The following is a 13,791-nucleotide window of genomic DNA, read 5'->3' on the forward strand; positions in this document are numbered from 1 at the left end:
GAAGGGTCGCGTTAGACCAAAACCGTCGCGACCGAGGCATGGGCTCTCGGGCGAGGGGCTGCCTCTTCTTGCAGAACCACGATGAGGTTTGAGGTCGGCACTAGCCTGACCAGAGCTCAGCGCAACGCAGCGGTGGCCGCTTCCGGTTTTTCTAAAGAGGCCTGGTCGGTGACGGAGGAGAAAGTCCTCGAAGCCGTCGACCGTCTTGTGAAGGCAGCAGCGCCTTTACGCCTGATTGCCTTTGGATCTGCATCCAAGGGAGAGCTGAGCTCTGCCAATGACCTGGATCTGCTCGTGGTTGAACCATCGGTGCAGAGTCGCTACGCAGAAACGGTGCGCCTCCAGAGAGCCCTGAGAGGAATTCTGATGTCCGTCGATGTTGTGGTGACGACGGCGGAGCACTTCCGTGAACGCTCTGCAATCCCGGGAACTGTTGAATTCACCGCACACCATCAGGGCAGGGTGCTGCATGACTCCCTCTGATCAGGGGCTTCTTCTTCTGCGTAAGGCAGCCCAAGACCTGGCTGTATTGGAAAAGTTGATCAACGATCCTGAGATCTCCGACGAGACCCTGGGGTATCACGCTCAACAAGCCGCAGAGAAATGCCTCAAGGCTCTGCTGGCTTCTCCCAAGCTGGACTATCCCCGGAGCCACAGCATCGGTCTTCTGCTTGACCTTCTTGAGGCACAGGGTTTTGTCCTGCCCCAGGAGTTCCAAGAGCTGGAACTGTTCACACCTTTTGGCAAGATCTTTCGGTACGACGAATTGCCGCTCGAGGAGCCCCAGGACCGCTCTCGGTGGCCGCTGTTGATCAAAGAGCTCTATGCATTTGCCGTTTTGAAGGTCCGAGACTCAGGGGATTAGCCCTACTAGCCCCGTGTTCATCACTCCCCGGCATCCGTGAACGCACGGAAGGACGGTCTCAGACCACAACCGTCGCGACCGAGGCATGGGCTCTCGGATGAGGTTCCGCCTCTTCTTGCAGCCCATCAAGATGAAAACGAATGGCGGAACGGATCTCTTGCAGAACCGCCTCACGTGTTGCAGCTGTTGCGACGCACCCGGGAAGGTCCGGTACGTAGGCCGAGAAGTTCTCTCCGGCAGGCTCAATGACAACGGCGAACGATTGATTCATGGCAGGGCCACTCCCGATTGCTTCGCAATGCTTTTGAGGGTGCCGGTGGCGAGATCATCACTTGGCTTACCCGCAACCGTAACGCGACCTGGCCGGTCTGGATGCTTGAACTGCCTGTGACTGCCTCGCGTTGCAACCAGAGTCCATCCGGCAGCGTTCAGTCGAGAGATGACATCTCGAACCTTCACGGCATCGAGGCTGAGCTGGTTGTTCACCATCAGCCAGTAGCCCACTCCCCGGCATCCGTGAACTCACGGAAGGACCGAGCTAGAGCCTCGGCCAGTGCTGCTTGATCCAGTGGCGCAGGCGGGAGGGGAGGCTGGCGCTGGGAATCTCCCCGGGCCAGTCCGAGAGCACGACCCGCCCGAGGGGCGTCAGGCGAACCCGTTCGGTCAGGCCCTGGCCATCGACCTCGCGGCGTAGCACCCCCAGTTGGATCAACCAGATCAGGAGGTCTTCGCAGTGGTTGGCTGAGAGACGCCGGCAGCTGAGGGCAGTCCAGTCGGAGCGAGCCGCGAGCTGGGTGCTGCTGAGGGCCTCCCGCTCGAGTTCCTCGTAGAAGCGGCGCCGAAAGGGCAGGCAGCGCACGGCCCGCCTGGCCCGGATCAGCGCCCGTTGCTCCTGCTGGCTAAGGCGGGGCTGCATCAACGGGAGCGCTGGGGTCCCTTCATTGTGGTCATCAGCTGGCTCCTACCGCCCGAGACCCTTGCCAGAGTGGGCCGAGCTCAAGGATCGGTCGTGCTGCTGTTGGCCTCTGCCTCCCCCGCCCGCCGGCGCTTGCTGGAGCAGGCGGCGATCCCCCATCGGGTGCAGGTCAGCGGGGTGGATGAGGAGGCCATCAGCCACCCCGATCCGGCGCAGTTGGTGCAGCTCCTGGCCCGGGCGAAGGCGCGGGCGGTGCTGGAGAGCGGGCTCGATCGGGAGGTCTCGGCGGTGCTGGGCTGTGATTCGGTCCTGGCGTTTGACGGGGAGGTCTTTGGCAAACCCGCGGATCCCCAGGAGGCCATCAGCCGCTGGCGGCGGATGCGCGGCGCCTGGGGGGAGCTGCATACCGGTCATGCCCTTCTGGATCCTGCGGGGGGCGAGCGGGTGGCCGCGGTGACGACTCGGGTGCTCTTTGCTGATCTGAGCGACGCCGAGATCGAGGCCTATGTGGCGACGGGTGAACCGCTGCAGTGCGCCGGTGGCTTTGCCCTGGAGGGCCGCGGCGGCTGCCTGGTGGAGCGCCTGGATGGCTGCTTCTCCAACGTCATTGGCCTGAGTCTTCCCTTGCTGCGGCAGTGGTTGAGCGCGGCCTGAAGCCTTGCCGAAATCCACTGTTGCCATTTTTCTTTGGCCGTAGCTATCGCGAAGACAAGGCCCTCCTCACACACCTGGCCATGAAGACCTTCGCGCTTGCAGCAGCATGCAGCCTCCTGGTTGGTAGCGGATTCACGCTGAACGCCAACGCCATGGAGCCGATCCAGCTCTCCACGGCTCTGCCCACTGCCGACCACGGACTGATGGCCGAGCAGGCCTACATGGAGGACGCCTCGGCCCGCCACAGCGTCGAGGTGGCAGACGATGCGCTGTTGCCCCTGGAGTTCAAGAAGCCCTCCGGACCGCAGGGCTACAACGTCCTCAACCTGAGCTTCTGAGGGATCGTTGCGAAGGCTGGCGCTTCGCCGTGGTCTCAGCAGAATTCAGGCAATTCCTCCTGGGCTGATGGGTCGACGTCTAAGCCTCAGCCTGGCCCTCCTGAGCGCGGGCTGGATGGCGGCGCTGCCGGTGCAGGCCCAAAGCCCCAGGCCTCCCCAGGCTCTGGCGGTCTTGCTCAAGCAGCTCAAGGCCCAACCCCTGGGCCTCTACGACGGGATGCGTTTGCTGCGCATCCCCCAGAGCGATGGGGGGAGCCTGACCATCAGCGTCAGTTGCGAGCGTCAGCTCTGGCGCGTCCAGAGCCGTCAGACGCCCGCCGGCCGGCCGACGTTCTATGGCGACAGTCCGTTCCTGAGCGCAACGGGGATTGATCGCTCCTGGGTCTGCACGGGCCCCGCTCGGGTTCTCGAATGAAGCGCGCGCCTGCGCTTCGATGTGTTGGCCCCCATCCCTCAGGGCTTCTGCAACGCTCCGTACAAGTCGTCATGCTCCATCAACCACGACTGCGCTTTTGCTGCGTTTCCCTGTTCGCACTGGCTGCTTTGGCGGGGAGTACCCAACCAGTGGCGGCCCAACCCAATCCCTGTGCCCACACCATGAGCACGGTGGAGACATCGCTGTGCATCGCCAAGGTTCTTGAGCAGAAGGATCGGGACTTGGCTCTGGCCATGCAGAAGGTGGCAACGGAGGCTGCCGCGATGCCCGGCGGTCAGTTCCCCACGCTCTGGAAGGACAACCTGACGGGCTTCTTTAAGACCAGCGCGGATCCCGAGGACCAGCTGGCGGCGTTTCAGCAGGCCCGCCGCAATGCCTGCGTTTACATGAACTCGATTGCCTTCCAAGGCACGGGCTTCGGCATCTTCGTTAGCAACTGCGAGATCCGGATGACCGATGCCCTGATGCAATCTTTGGATTAACAGGTCTAGCCAGTAACGAGTCTTCTCTAGCCCTACCAGCTGTAGCGAAAACCTCCGCCGTAGGTCAGCTCGTTGCCGTTGGACCAAAAGGATCCAGCAACGTTGCTGTAGATCGCGGTGCTGGAACTGATTTCATACTCAAGTCCAAGGGAAACATCGACGTCATTGCTACCTCGGTTCTGGCCGTAGACATCGATTTCACCTGCTTCTGGCAGATCGACGAAACCACCAGTCACCTCGTGCTCTTCGTCGGAGTTGCCATTGACGTCGTAGCGATAGCCAACACCAAGCCTCGGGATGAGTCGACTTTCAGAGGAGACAACTATGGGAGCCTGCAGAATCAAACCACCACCAAAGATCACCGATGTGGCTGTGTGTGGATTGAGCTTGAGGTTGAGGGACTGTGCACCTGATTCCTCAATGAGCCCTTGGGAGTACCCAGCGAAGGAAACCAAGGCATTGGGCTTGAGAAGGATGGCGTTACGGCGTTCTTTCTCTTTTTGCTTGGGGTCCGCTGAGTCAGTGACTTTTGAGAGAGTGAAGGCGTATTCACCTGTTAACGCAACGGTGTAGCCGTTGGAATTCCAGTCCGCTTCTGCAAGACGATTGATCGTGCCGAACTGGATTGGCCTGCGTGAATCGCTGTTGAAGCGCGAGTAACCGCCAAGCAGGGCAATGGTTGCTGGTTCAGATGGCTTGTACAAGCCGTAGAGGCCGCCCGAGTAGGTATCACTATTAACCCGTGTATCGGCAAATTCGTAGTTGTAGAGATTGTTCTGTCCGTAGCCAAAAACTCCGCCAATGCTGAACTGATCGCTCAGTGCGTATTCGACGCCATAGGTGGACTGGAAGATGTTGTAGTCAAGCGAGCCAAGGTCCTCTGTTCCCCTGAGGCTGGCCTGTGTGTTGGTGCCGTCGATGACAAGAGACCAGGGGAGTTTCTTTGTGACCTTTACGGTTTTGCAGTTGGTTGACTCTTTTGAAACCTCTTGGTCTTTGGTGCTTGCTGTCAATGCGTTTCCATTCTCGTCAACACAAACTTTGACCTTTTCGGTTTTTGTATAGGAGATCTTGTTGTCAGCAAGTGCAATGGCCAATGCATTCTTTCTGAATCGGTTCATCGATTCAAGGCCAACCGATAGGTTGCTGGCGTAGGCCTCAGCTGTCAGCTGCTCCCAAGATGATGCATTAACAGAGGCAAGAACAGTGACGCAGTCTCTTGTTGTTGCGGGATTGATTGATGCATTGCTCACGCAACTCACCAAGGAAGTCAGTGCCCCTTTGGTATTGTCTGGTTGATCGGTTGGCTTGGGAGCAGGGGCAAGAAATCCCCAGGCAAAAGATGCAGAATCAGTAGAAAGGGGCCAGGCACGGTTTTTAGATTTGATACCGCCAAGAAAAAGGACCCCATTATTGTCAAACTCTGAATCTGCGAAGACTGTGCCATCTGTATTCCATGCCTGAGCGAAATCAATGCTGAGCTGGTATTTCCGCCACCAGGGAGAACTTTTTATCTTGTTCAGTTCATCGCTCGAAAGGTTGCTAGGAGTGCTGCTTGGCAGAGCGAAAACCTTGTATTGAGTGCCATTGACTGTGATGATCTCCGAACTCGCAGGCAGTGCACTCAGAAGCTGAAGGCCACACGCCACCGCCGCAGTGGCAAGTGCGGGGAGCCTCATTCGAAGAAATTGCACAGGTCTTTGTTGCTTCAGCAGAATATCTCGCGCCTCTGTGAGGAGGAGCCACCCCAGCAGGCCAGCTGCCGAGCTGGATCCGCTCCCACTGGGATGTCGATTGCCTCTGGCCAGTCTCCAGCTCAATCCCATCGCTATCGGTGGAGCACAGGCCCCACCGCCATGTCCGAGTAATGCGTATCTACGGCTGGGATCGGCTCCAGGGGCTTCAGGGCTTCACTCCGGTCGGTTGAGTTCTAGTTGTTCTCGGCTCCAGGCTCGCCGTCCTGCATGACGGCCATCACGTTGCAGCCAGGAAAGAGGTCCTGTCTAAAGGCCCTGGCCTGTTCTGCACTCTCTGCGTGGAACAACGTCCCGACAATCTCGCCCTTAGAGACCTCAACGGCCAGGTCGAACAGCTTGCCCATAGATTTGTCGCTTACACCATGGATTAGCCACGGACAGGGCAATCGAGGGAGCGAGCAGCCCCACCCTCACCACGGCATCTCCCTGCAGACCGAGTGCAGCTCTTTAGATGTGATGACTTCCTTCCCTCTAAAGCTGTCGTAGATGCACATCTGATGAACGTGCCAGCCAACGCGATGCAGCGAACCAATCCCCCAAGTCAAAAGGGCGAATGGGCCAACAAACCAAAGAACAGCCTTGAACTCTTTCATGGCTTCAGGCTCCAACGGGAACGGCGGCCGACGTCACCCCATTGGCGGCATCAAAGGCGCTGATCAGGTCAAGACCTGGGGTTGCACGCCATGCCGCGGCCAAAGCACCGGATAGGAATTTCAAGCGTTTATGTCTCTGAGGGCTTCGAACCAAACTCTCAGGGCTACCGCTCTGCCCTGGTCGCCTCTGCGATCAGCCGCTGAACGCGGTCCAGCACGGACTCATTGCTGAGCCTGGATCGCACCGCTCCACCTGGAGTGCTGGTGCCCGCCGCCGTCTAGAGCGGATCAATGGGAGACGCTGCGGGGTCTGATGGAGCTGGTGGGGGAGCTGATACCCAATCACCAGCTGTAACGGAAGCCTCCGCCGTAGGTCAGCTCGTTCCCGTTAGACCAAAAGGATCCAGCAACGTTGCTGTAGATCGCGGTGCTGGAACTGATTTCATACTCAAGTCCAAGGGAAACATCGACGTCATTGCTACCTCGGTTCTGGCCGTAGACATCGATTTCACCTGCTTCTGGCAGATCGACGAAACCACCAGTCACCTCGTGCTCTTCGTCGGAGTTGCCATTGACGTCGTAGCGATAGCCAACACCAAGCCTCGGGATGAGTCGACTTTCAGAGGAGACAACTATGGGAGCCTGCAGAATCAAACCACCACCAAAGATCACCGATGTGGCTGTGTGTGGATTGAGCTTGAGGTTGAGGGACTGTGCACCTGATTCCTCAATGAGCCCTTGGGAGTACCCAGCGAAGGAAACCAAGGCATTGGGCTTGAGAAGGATGGCGTTACGGCGTTCTTTCTCTTTTTGCTTGGGGTCCGCTGAGTCAGTGACTTTTGAGAGAGTGAAGGCGTATTCACCTGTTAACGCAACGGTGTAGCCGTTGGAATTCCAGTCCGCTTCTGCAAGACGATTGATCGTGCCGAACTGGATTGGCCTGCGTGAATCGCTGTTGAAGCGCGAGTAACCGCCAAGCAGGGCAATGGTTGCTGGTTCAGATGGCTTGTACAAGCCGTAGAGGCCGCCCGAGTAGGTATCACTATTAACCCGTGTATCGGCAAATTCGTAGTTGTAGAGATTGTTCTGTCCGTAGCCAAAAACTCCGCCAATGCTGAACTGATCGCTCAGTGCGTATTCGACGCCATAGGTGGACTGGAAGATGTTGTAGTCAAGCGAGCCAAGGTCCTCTGTTCCCCTGAGGCTGGCCTGTGTGTTGGTGCCGTCGATGACAAGAGACCAGGGGAGTTTCTTCTTGACCTTGGCCGTTTTGCAGCTGGCTGACTCTTTTGATGCTTCTTGGTCTTTGGCGCTTGCCGTCATTGCATTTCCATTCTCATCAACACAAACTTTGACCTTTTCGGTTTTTGTGTAGGAGATCTTGTTGTCAGCAAGAGCAATTGCCAGAGCGTTCTTCCTGAACCGATTCATCGATTCCAGGCCGACGGAGAGGTTGCTGGCGTAGGGCTCAGCGGTCAGTTGCTCCCATGCAGCGTCAATGGCCGACGCACTTCCTAAGCGCCACAGGGAGTTCGTCACGGCTATCAGGTCGCCAAAGGTTGACGAAGTGGGATTTGCAGTATTGGCAATGGCGGTTAGTTTCCCTCCAGCGGTCGCGCCTGCATTTTTTGAAACGCCGGATGTGGTTGTTAGTGATATGGTCGAATTGCTCGCGACTGTTGATACAGTGCTGGAGGGCAATGGTACGGCTATTGCGTAAGAGGTGCTTAAGACATCAGGCTCGGTCCAGTTGCCAAGTCTGTCGACAAAGCTCACGCTAGTGCCGCTAGCACTATAGGCGTACTGGTACGACATGCTGCAATACCCATACAAGCAGAAAGTGCTTGCTTGGCCTAGGAATTGCTGTGCGCTCCCAAGGTCGTTCCACCAGGGTTGAGACTGAAGTAAGGCGCCACTACTTTGATATGAAGTGATTAAAGGGCTTATCTGGTATTTGATTCCATTTACCGTCGCATCGCTAGCAAAAGAGACAGTCCCTACCCCTTGGGTGGCGAATATGGTGGCTGCAATATGTATCGCTCGTGCAACCAGGGAGGTTCGCCGCATGAATTCTCGCCGGGGCATACAAATATTGGCTCATGCTACCGGCGTGCGAGGAATCTTCCGCTTAGTTCCCGCGCTCTCAATTGAGACGAAAATCAGTCTGTGATTCCTGTCGCCCCCGTCAGAAGCTGCAGCAGTTTCCGGCTGATCCTGCTGAGTTCCTGAAGCTCCTTCAAGGTGTTCACCAGGATCGGCTGGGTTTGCTCCAGCACCTGCTGAGCACGATTGGAGGTGGCCTCGGCACTGGCACCGGTAGCGCTGATTTGCGTGAGCGTTTTGCGCAGGGTGGGTGCTGTCGCTGCGGTTTCCCGTTGCACTACGCCGCTGAGGTTGTCGACGCTCCCGAGGGTTTTGCGGATCTCGCGCAGGGTGTCGGGAACATCCTCTGCCGTGAGTTTGGTGGTGTTGTTCAAGGTGGCCTGCAGGGCCTTCTGGGTTTGATGCAGATCCACCATCAGGCTGCTGATGGCGGGCGGTTGCTCATAGGGCAGGGTCGTGTCGCGCATGCCGTGCTTCTCCAGGCTCACCGGCCAGGGCTGCGGATCCGGACTGACCACCAGGAAGTGCTCCCCGACAAGACCTTGCTGCCCTTGGCTGGCCTTGCTGCGTGGTCCCACCAACGGCGCAAATCGCTCGTCAATTTGAAACTTCACCTGCACCTTGGCGTTGGGCAGCATCTCCAGGGAGCGCACCTGACCGACCTGCATGCCTGAGATCTGAACCGCCTGGCCAGGCCTGATGCCGTTGGCATTGGCCGCCACCAAGCGCAGGTTCAAAAAGCGTTGGCCCCAGCGCTGCTCACGCGCCAAGCCAATGATCAAGGCTCCTAGTAGCAGCACACCAGAGCCAAGAAAGAGGAGTTTCTCGTGACTCCGCGTCGGTGGATTCGGCATCGTCATAGGGAGCTCGCCTGCAGACGGATGGGATCGAGCACCGTGATCCAGAGCAGCTTGAGGGCAAAGAGAACCATCAGTCCCTCGATCAAGAGATTGCTGACCATCAAGGCCGGATGGCGTTGGCGTTTGAGTTCCTGGTAGCCCCGCCATTGACTCCAGGCGCAGATGCCGGCCAGGAAGAACGAGCAGCGCAGCATGGCCCGCAGGACATCCTGCAAGTCAACACCGCTGAGCAGCGCCTGCGCTTCACCAATCAGGTCACTGCGGGGCGTGGTCAACGCTCCCGCGCAGAGCGAGGAGATCAAAAACAGCACCAGCAGAACCGCGGCGAGCAGTGCCGAGGCCGGGACGCTGATTAGCCAGGCCCTGGAGCCGTGGCGTTCGACGCGATCCAGCCAGTTCGGCATCATCAGCGCCATCGCCAACAGGGAGACCAGCAGCGGTCCGACCAACTGCAGCACCAGCAAGGTCAGCAGCTCCAAGCTGAAGCGACTGTTCTGCCCAAGGGGACCGGCACTCAGCTCAACGATGCCGGCGCCAACCACCAGCCCCGAGAGCAGCACGGGACCGCCGCAACGTTGACCGTTGCGCTCGGCGGTGTTCAGCACCCGCCAGATTCGATCACTCGTGAGCTGGCTTTGCACCAGAGCGCTCAATGGCTCCACCCAGGTTGCCGATGCGTGCCTGATCGTCTACGGCTGATCGCTCAGCCGATAAACAGTGCCACAAAGCACCAACGCTTAACTCGCATCAACCAAAGCGGACTCGACAAATTGCAAGACGGCCTTGGAGGCCTCTTGTGCCATCCCGGAGTCGTTGGCATCGAACCGGTCGATGGGAGCCTCATCGTCTCTTGGATATCGGGTCTCACTATTCATCCGACTCAAGGCCTTGAGGCGCAGTGAATCAATCCAGACGGTATCGACACCTTGCTCGCGAATCGCTTCAGCTAAGCGATCCAGAGAATGGCTGTAAGGGGGCAGTGTCCCCAGGGAAATCAGCAGTCCCTTAAGGGCTTTCTCCGCCGCTTGGCTGTAGTGATAGCAAGCCTGGCTGTGGAAACCCTGTGACTGAGTGAGTTCTCCAACTTCGAAGTCACTCTTGGCTTGCCGCAGCCAAGCCTGTTGTCGTTGGCTCATCCTTTTGCCAGGCAAAGGGCGTCTTTGGCAATGGCCCGCCAGTACGGGTCCTGACTTTGTGACTGTTGGAGCCAGTCCGTTGTGCTGAGTGCCAAGGCGTCATCGGCCATGCCAATGGCGAGAACAGCCTCTGCCAGTTGATCAGCTGTTGCCTGGTCCCCAGCGACGGCCAGCATGTCCACGTCGGAGTAGGCGTCCCAGTCGCCGCGAGCCAGTGATCCAAACAGCCAGAGGCTGGAGCCTGGACACTGGCTGACAACAGCTTCAGCGTTCGAGCGAAGTTGAGCTAACCGTTCTGTTCGCTTTCGTTCGCGAATTAGCGCAACTTTGGCGGCGGTGGAGGCTGCTTCGACCATGGTTCAAGAATATGCAGGACTTCAGTCTTTTGCTGGCTGAGCCCGTCCTGTCCACAAAGGCCACAAAAAAAGCCCCCGCCGATGGGCGAGGGCTGAGGGACGATCGCTGAGAGGAATCAGTCGAGGTCAGGCATGGCCAGGGTGGGCTCGGCCTGACGGTCGATGCCCTTCTCGAAGCCAGCAGCAGCAGCGCGGGCGCGGCCGGCGTGCCAGAGGTGACCCACCAGGAAGAAGAAGGCGAGAACGAACTGAGTCGCAGCCAACCACTGACGGAGGTTCACGAAGTTCACCGAGTTGGGCTCGGTGATGATGCCGCCCACAGAGTTCAGAGACGCGTTGGGGGCGTGGGTCATGTACTCAGCCGCGCGGCGCACTTGCCAGGGCTGAATGTCGTTCTGGAGCTTGTCGAGGCTCAGGCCGTTGGGGCCACGCAGGGGCTCCAGCCAAGGACCACGGAAGTCCCAGAAGCGCATGGTCTCACCACCGAAGATGATCTCGCCGGTGGGGGAGCGCATCAGGTACTTACCCAGACCGGTGGGACCCATGGCGGAGCCGATGTTGGCTCCGAGGCGTTGGTCACGCACCAGGAAGGTGAAGCTCTGGGCCTGGGAGGCTTCGGCGTTGGTCGGGCCGTAGAACTCCGAGGGGTAGGCGGTGTTGTTGAACCAGATGTAGGCCGAGGCGATGAAGCTCATGAAGCTCAGGGCGCCAAGGCTGTAGCTCAGGTAGGCCTCACCGTTCCAGATGAAGGCGCGACGCACCCAGCCGAAGGGCTTGGTGACCACGTGCCAGATGCCACCGAAGATCAGGGTCAGACCCAGCCAGATGTGGCCACCGATGATGTCCTCCATGGAGTTCACACCGATGATCCAGCCCTCACCGCCAAAGGGAGCGCGGAAGAGGTAGCCGAAGATCACACCGGGATCCAGGGTGGGGTTGGTGATCAGGCGAACGTCGCCACCACCAGGGGCCCAGGTGTCGTAGACGCCGCCGAAGAACATGGCCTTGAAGACCAGCAGCAGAGCGCCGACGCCCAGAAGAATCAGGTGATAACCAATGATGTTGGTCATCTGGTTCTTATCCCGCCAGTCCTGGGAGAAGAACGCGGAGTAGTTCTCCAGGATTTCGGGACCACGCAGGGCGTGGTACAGGCCGCCGAGGCCGAGCACGGCGGAGCTGATCAGGTGCAGAACACCAACGACGAAGAAGGGATAGACATCCACAACTTCACCGCCAGGCCCAACGCCGTAGCCAAGGGTGGCGACGTGGGGGAACAGGATCAGGCCCTGCTCGTACATGGGCTTGTCGAAGGTGAAGTGGCTCACCTCGAACAGCATCATGGCGCCGGCCCAGAAGACCATCAGGCCTGCGTGGGCGACGTGGGCGCCGAGAAGGCGACCAGAGAGGTTGATCAGACGGGCGTTACCCGACCACCAGGCATAGCCGGTGGAGTCGAGGTCCTTCCCGCCGATCCCGGAGAGAGAAGGATTAGAGAGCGTTACCACGGGGCAGAACCTCTTCAGGGAAGACGAAGTTTTCGTGCGGTTGGTCCGCGGGGGCCATCCAGGCGCGCAGGCCTTCGTTCAGAAGAATGTTCTTCGTGTAGAAGGTCTCGAACTCGGGGTCCTCAGCAGCGCGGATCTCCTGCGACACGAAGTCGTAGGCACGCAGGTTGAGGGCCAGGCCAATGATGCCGATGGAGCTGGTCCAGAGGCCCATGACGGGCACGAACAGCATGAAGAAGTGCAGCCAGCGCTTGTTGGAGAACGCGATCCCGAAGATCTGGCTCCAGAAGCGGTTGGCGGTGACCATCGAATAGGTCTCTTCTTCCTGTGTGGGCTCAAACGCCTTGAAGGTGTTGGCCTGCTCGCTGTCCTCAAACAGCGTGTTCTCCACCGTGGCGCCGTGGATGGCGCACAGCAGAGCGCCGCCGAGGATGCCGGCCACGCCCATCATGTGGAAGGGGTTCAGGGTCCAGTTGTGGAAGCCCTGGAGGAACAGCAGGAAGCGGAAGATCGCTGCCACGCCGAAGCTCGGAGCGAAGAACCAGCTGCTCTGGCCGAGGGGGTACATCAGGAAAACACTGACGAACACCGCAATCGGGCCGGAGAAGGCGATGGCGTTGTAGGGACGAATGCCGACCAGACGGGCAATCTCGAACTGACGCAGCATGAAGCCGATCAGGGAGAAGGCGCCGTGCAGGGCCACGAAGGTCCACAGGCCGCCGAGCTGGCACCAGCGCACGAAATCGCCCTGGGCTTCTGGGCCCCAGAGCAGAAGGAGAGAGTGGCCCATGGCATCAGCCGGGCTGCTCACCGCAGCGGTGAGGAAGTTGCAGCCCTCCAGATAGGAGCTGGCAATGCCGTGGGTGTACCAGGAGGTGACAAAGGTGGTGCCGGTCAGCCAGCCACCCAGTGCCAGATAGGCAGTGGGGAACAGGAGCAGACCCGACCACCCGACAAAAACGAAGCGGTCGCGCTTGAGCCAGTCATCGAGGACGTCGAACCATCCCCGCTGCGGCGCGCGCCCTACAGCGATCGTCATGGGTGGGAAAACCGCGAGCTGTGGGTTACCGGGCGATGGTAACAACGTTCATTGGCGCTGCGAGACGGGTTTTGACGGCCTGACACGCCACGTCACCATTGCGTTTTTAAGTACTAATGCCTAGTCCTCCCCAGAGGGGCGCGTGGGGGAGCGAAGATGGCAGGCCCTCGGATCCTGCCCTGCATGGCATCGGCCTCCGCCGCCAAGGCTGCACCCTCCTCTGATCTGCTCGAGCAGGCGGTGGTGGGCTCCCGCCGTCTCTCCAATGTGTTGGTGGCCGCTGTGGTCAGCACTGGGGGACTGGGTTTTCTCCTGACCAGCGCCTCGAGCTACCTGGGCAAGGATCTGCTGCCGATCGGACACCCTGCTGCCCTCTCCTGGGTTCCCCAGGGACTGGTCATGGGTCTCTACGGCATCGCCGCCGCCCTGCTCTCCTCCTATCTCTGGGCCGTGATTGCCATTGATGTGGGCGCCGGCAGCAACAGCTTCAATAAAAAGAGTGGTCAGCTGACGGTCACCCGCCGCGGCTTCCGCGAGTTGATCAGTGTCAGCACTCCCCTCAAGGAGATCCAGGCGGTCAAGGTGGACGTGCGCGACGGCCTCAATCCACGTCGTCGTCTGGCCCTGCGCGTTCAGGGTCGCCGTGATCTGCCCCTGACCACCGTCGGTGAGCCGATGCCGCTGGCGGAGTTGGAGCGCGGCGGTGCTGAGCTGGCCCGCTTCCTTGGGGTTCCCCTGGAGGGCGTCTGAG

General features: G+C 59.4%; 20 protein-coding genes. 7 read left to right on the forward strand and 13 right to left on the reverse strand.

Going from position 1 to position 13,791, the window contains the following annotated elements:
* The first annotated feature begins 132 nt into the window (after positions 1-132).
* Positions 133-483 (forward strand): nucleotidyltransferase domain-containing protein, encoded by a 351-nt coding sequence (locus tag LY254_RS11590; protein ID WP_247477289.1) that lies wholly within the window; start codon positions 133-135, stop codon positions 481-483.
* The gene (locus LY254_RS11595) at positions 470-865 is read left to right on the forward strand and encodes a HEPN domain-containing protein (RefSeq protein ID WP_247477290.1); all 396 of its coding nucleotides are present in this window, start codon (positions 470-472) and stop codon (positions 863-865) included. Before LY254_RS11590 ends, LY254_RS11595 begins: the two co-directional genes overlap by 14 nt.
* A 58-nt stretch (positions 866-923) precedes the next feature.
* On the opposite strand, the gene LY254_RS11600 is transcribed toward LY254_RS11595, so the two are convergent.
* The 3 genes from LY254_RS11600 to LY254_RS11610 are packed head-to-tail and all read right to left on the reverse strand — an operon-like array spanning position 924 to position 1,781.
* The gene (locus LY254_RS11600; RefSeq protein ID WP_247477291.1) at positions 924-1,136 is read right to left on the reverse strand and encodes a type II toxin-antitoxin system HicB family antitoxin; all 213 of its coding nucleotides are present in this window, start codon (positions 1,134-1,136) and stop codon (positions 924-926) included.
* Positions 1,133-1,354, reverse strand: coding sequence for a type II toxin-antitoxin system HicA family toxin (locus tag LY254_RS11605; RefSeq protein WP_247479903.1), 222 nt, complete (start codon positions 1,352-1,354; stop codon positions 1,133-1,135). Before LY254_RS11605 ends, LY254_RS11600 begins: the two co-directional genes overlap by 4 nt.
* Before the next feature lie 49 nt (positions 1,355-1,403).
* Positions 1,404-1,781, reverse strand: coding sequence for an Npun_F0494 family protein (locus tag LY254_RS11610; protein ID WP_247477292.1), 378 nt, complete (start codon positions 1,779-1,781; stop codon positions 1,404-1,406).
* Between the two features lie 93 nt (positions 1,782-1,874).
* Here LY254_RS11610 and LY254_RS11615 point away from each other — a divergent pair, with 93 nt between their 5' ends.
* From LY254_RS11615 to LY254_RS11630, 4 genes are all read left to right on the forward strand, one after another.
* Positions 1,875-2,435: a nucleoside triphosphate pyrophosphatase gene (locus tag LY254_RS11615; protein WP_247479905.1), complete on the forward strand. Its 561-nt coding sequence runs from the start codon at positions 1,875-1,877 to the stop codon at positions 2,433-2,435.
* Positions 2,436-2,455: 20 nt separating this feature from the next.
* Positions 2,456-2,773: a hypothetical protein gene (locus tag LY254_RS11620; RefSeq protein ID WP_247477294.1), complete on the forward strand. Its 318-nt coding sequence runs from the start codon at positions 2,456-2,458 to the stop codon at positions 2,771-2,773.
* A 67-nt stretch (positions 2,774-2,840) separates the two neighbouring features.
* A complete protein-coding gene (locus LY254_RS11625; RefSeq protein ID WP_247477296.1) occupies positions 2,841-3,188 on the forward strand; it encodes a hypothetical protein in 348 nt (115 codons plus the stop codon).
* Positions 3,189-3,259: 71 nt separating this feature from the next.
* The gene (locus tag LY254_RS11630) at positions 3,260-3,691 is read left to right on the forward strand and encodes a lysozyme inhibitor LprI family protein (RefSeq protein ID WP_247477298.1); all 432 of its coding nucleotides are present in this window, start codon (positions 3,260-3,262) and stop codon (positions 3,689-3,691) included.
* Between the two features lie 32 nt (positions 3,692-3,723).
* On the opposite strand, the gene LY254_RS11635 is transcribed toward LY254_RS11630, so the two are convergent.
* From LY254_RS11635 to psbD, 10 genes are all read right to left on the reverse strand, one after another.
* The gene (locus tag LY254_RS11635; RefSeq protein WP_247477299.1) at positions 3,724-5,370 is read right to left on the reverse strand and encodes an autotransporter outer membrane beta-barrel domain-containing protein; all 1,647 of its coding nucleotides are present in this window, start codon (positions 5,368-5,370) and stop codon (positions 3,724-3,726) included.
* 251 nt (positions 5,371-5,621) lie between these two features.
* Positions 5,622-5,792, reverse strand: a complete 171-nt coding sequence (locus LY254_RS11640) for a hypothetical protein (RefSeq protein WP_247477302.1) — start codon at positions 5,790-5,792, stop codon at positions 5,622-5,624.
* A gap of 66 nt (positions 5,793-5,858) precedes the next feature.
* Complete coding sequence (locus LY254_RS11645; RefSeq protein WP_247477304.1) at positions 5,859-6,041, reverse strand: hypothetical protein; 183 nt, start codon at positions 6,039-6,041, stop codon at positions 5,859-5,861.
* Positions 6,042-6,383: 342 nt separating this feature from the next.
* Positions 6,384-7,817, reverse strand: coding sequence for an autotransporter outer membrane beta-barrel domain-containing protein (locus LY254_RS11650; protein ID WP_247477307.1), 1,434 nt, complete (start codon positions 7,815-7,817; stop codon positions 6,384-6,386).
* A gap of 383 nt (positions 7,818-8,200) precedes the next feature.
* Positions 8,201-9,004: an MlaD family protein gene (locus LY254_RS11655; protein WP_247477309.1), complete on the reverse strand. Its 804-nt coding sequence runs from the start codon at positions 9,002-9,004 to the stop codon at positions 8,201-8,203.
* Positions 9,001-9,666 carry a hypothetical protein gene (locus LY254_RS11660; RefSeq protein WP_247477311.1) on the reverse strand — a complete coding sequence of 222 codons (666 nt, stop codon included), beginning with the start codon at positions 9,664-9,666 and terminating at the stop codon, positions 9,001-9,003. Before LY254_RS11660 ends, LY254_RS11655 begins: the two co-directional genes overlap by 4 nt.
* A 75-nt stretch (positions 9,667-9,741) precedes the next feature.
* Positions 9,742-10,140 carry a HEPN domain-containing protein gene (locus tag LY254_RS11665; protein WP_247477313.1) on the reverse strand — a complete coding sequence of 133 codons (399 nt, stop codon included), beginning with the start codon at positions 10,138-10,140 and terminating at the stop codon, positions 9,742-9,744.
* A complete protein-coding gene (locus LY254_RS11670; RefSeq protein ID WP_247477315.1) occupies positions 10,137-10,496 on the reverse strand; it encodes a nucleotidyltransferase family protein in 360 nt (119 codons plus the stop codon). The genes LY254_RS11665 and LY254_RS11670 overlap by 4 nt, the downstream gene beginning before the upstream one ends.
* A 116-nt stretch (positions 10,497-10,612) precedes the next feature.
* Entirely contained in the window at positions 10,613-12,001 is a 1,389-nt protein-coding gene (gene psbC / locus LY254_RS11675) for a photosystem II reaction center protein CP43 (protein ID WP_029626170.1), read from the reverse strand.
* Positions 11,985-13,040 (reverse strand): photosystem II D2 protein (photosystem q(a) protein), encoded by a 1,056-nt coding sequence (psbD, locus tag LY254_RS11680; RefSeq protein ID WP_185186856.1) that lies wholly within the window; start codon positions 13,038-13,040, stop codon positions 11,985-11,987. Before psbD ends, psbC begins: the two co-directional genes overlap by 17 nt.
* A gap of 183 nt (positions 13,041-13,223) precedes the next feature.
* Here psbD and LY254_RS11685 point away from each other — a divergent pair, with 183 nt between their 5' ends.
* On the forward strand, positions 13,224-13,790 hold the full coding sequence (locus tag LY254_RS11685; RefSeq protein WP_247477329.1) for a photosystem I assembly protein Ycf4: 567 nt from the start codon (positions 13,224-13,226) through the stop codon (positions 13,788-13,790).
* The last annotated feature ends 1 nt before the right edge of the window (position 13,791 follow it).

It is taken from the genome of Synechococcus sp. NB0720_010, assembly GCF_023078835.1.
Lineage (GTDB): Bacteria > Cyanobacteriota > Cyanobacteriia > PCC-6307 > Cyanobiaceae > Vulcanococcus.

Coding starts and splice junctions, on each gene's coding strand:
- LY254_RS11595 (WP_247477290.1), top strand. CDS start 470: ATGACTCCCTCTGATCAGGGGCTTCTTCTTCTGCGTAAGGCAGCCCAA.
- LY254_RS11600 (WP_247477291.1), bottom strand. CDS start 1,136: ATGAATCAATCGTTCGCCGTTGTCATTGAGCCTGCCGGAGAGAACTTC.
- LY254_RS11605 (WP_247479903.1), bottom strand. CDS start 1,354: ATGGTGAACAACCAGCTCAGCCTCGATGCCGTGAAGGTTCGAGATGTC.
- LY254_RS11610 (WP_247477292.1), bottom strand. CDS start 1,781: ATGCAGCCCCGCCTTAGCCAGCAGGAGCAACGGGCGCTGATCCGGGCC.
- LY254_RS11625 (WP_247477296.1), top strand. CDS start 2,841: ATGGGTCGACGTCTAAGCCTCAGCCTGGCCCTCCTGAGCGCGGGCTGG.
- LY254_RS11630 (WP_247477298.1), top strand. CDS start 3,260: ATGCTCCATCAACCACGACTGCGCTTTTGCTGCGTTTCCCTGTTCGCA.
- LY254_RS11635 (WP_247477299.1), bottom strand. CDS start 5,370: ATGAGGCTCCCCGCACTTGCCACTGCGGCGGTGGCGTGTGGCCTTCAG.
- LY254_RS11640 (WP_247477302.1), bottom strand. CDS start 5,792: ATGGGCAAGCTGTTCGACCTGGCCGTTGAGGTCTCTAAGGGCGAGATT.
- LY254_RS11645 (WP_247477304.1), bottom strand. CDS start 6,041: ATGAAAGAGTTCAAGGCTGTTCTTTGGTTTGTTGGCCCATTCGCCCTT.
- LY254_RS11655 (WP_247477309.1), bottom strand. CDS start 9,004: ATGACGATGCCGAATCCACCGACGCGGAGTCACGAGAAACTCCTCTTT.
- LY254_RS11665 (WP_247477313.1), bottom strand. CDS start 10,140: ATGAGCCAACGACAACAGGCTTGGCTGCGGCAAGCCAAGAGTGACTTC.
- LY254_RS11670 (WP_247477315.1), bottom strand. CDS start 10,496: ATGGTCGAAGCAGCCTCCACCGCCGCCAAAGTTGCGCTAATTCGCGAA.
- psbD (WP_185186856.1), bottom strand. CDS start 13,040: ATGACGATCGCTGTAGGGCGCGCGCCGCAGCGGGGATGGTTCGACGTC.
- LY254_RS11685 (WP_247477329.1), top strand. CDS start 13,224: ATGGCATCGGCCTCCGCCGCCAAGGCTGCACCCTCCTCTGATCTGCTC.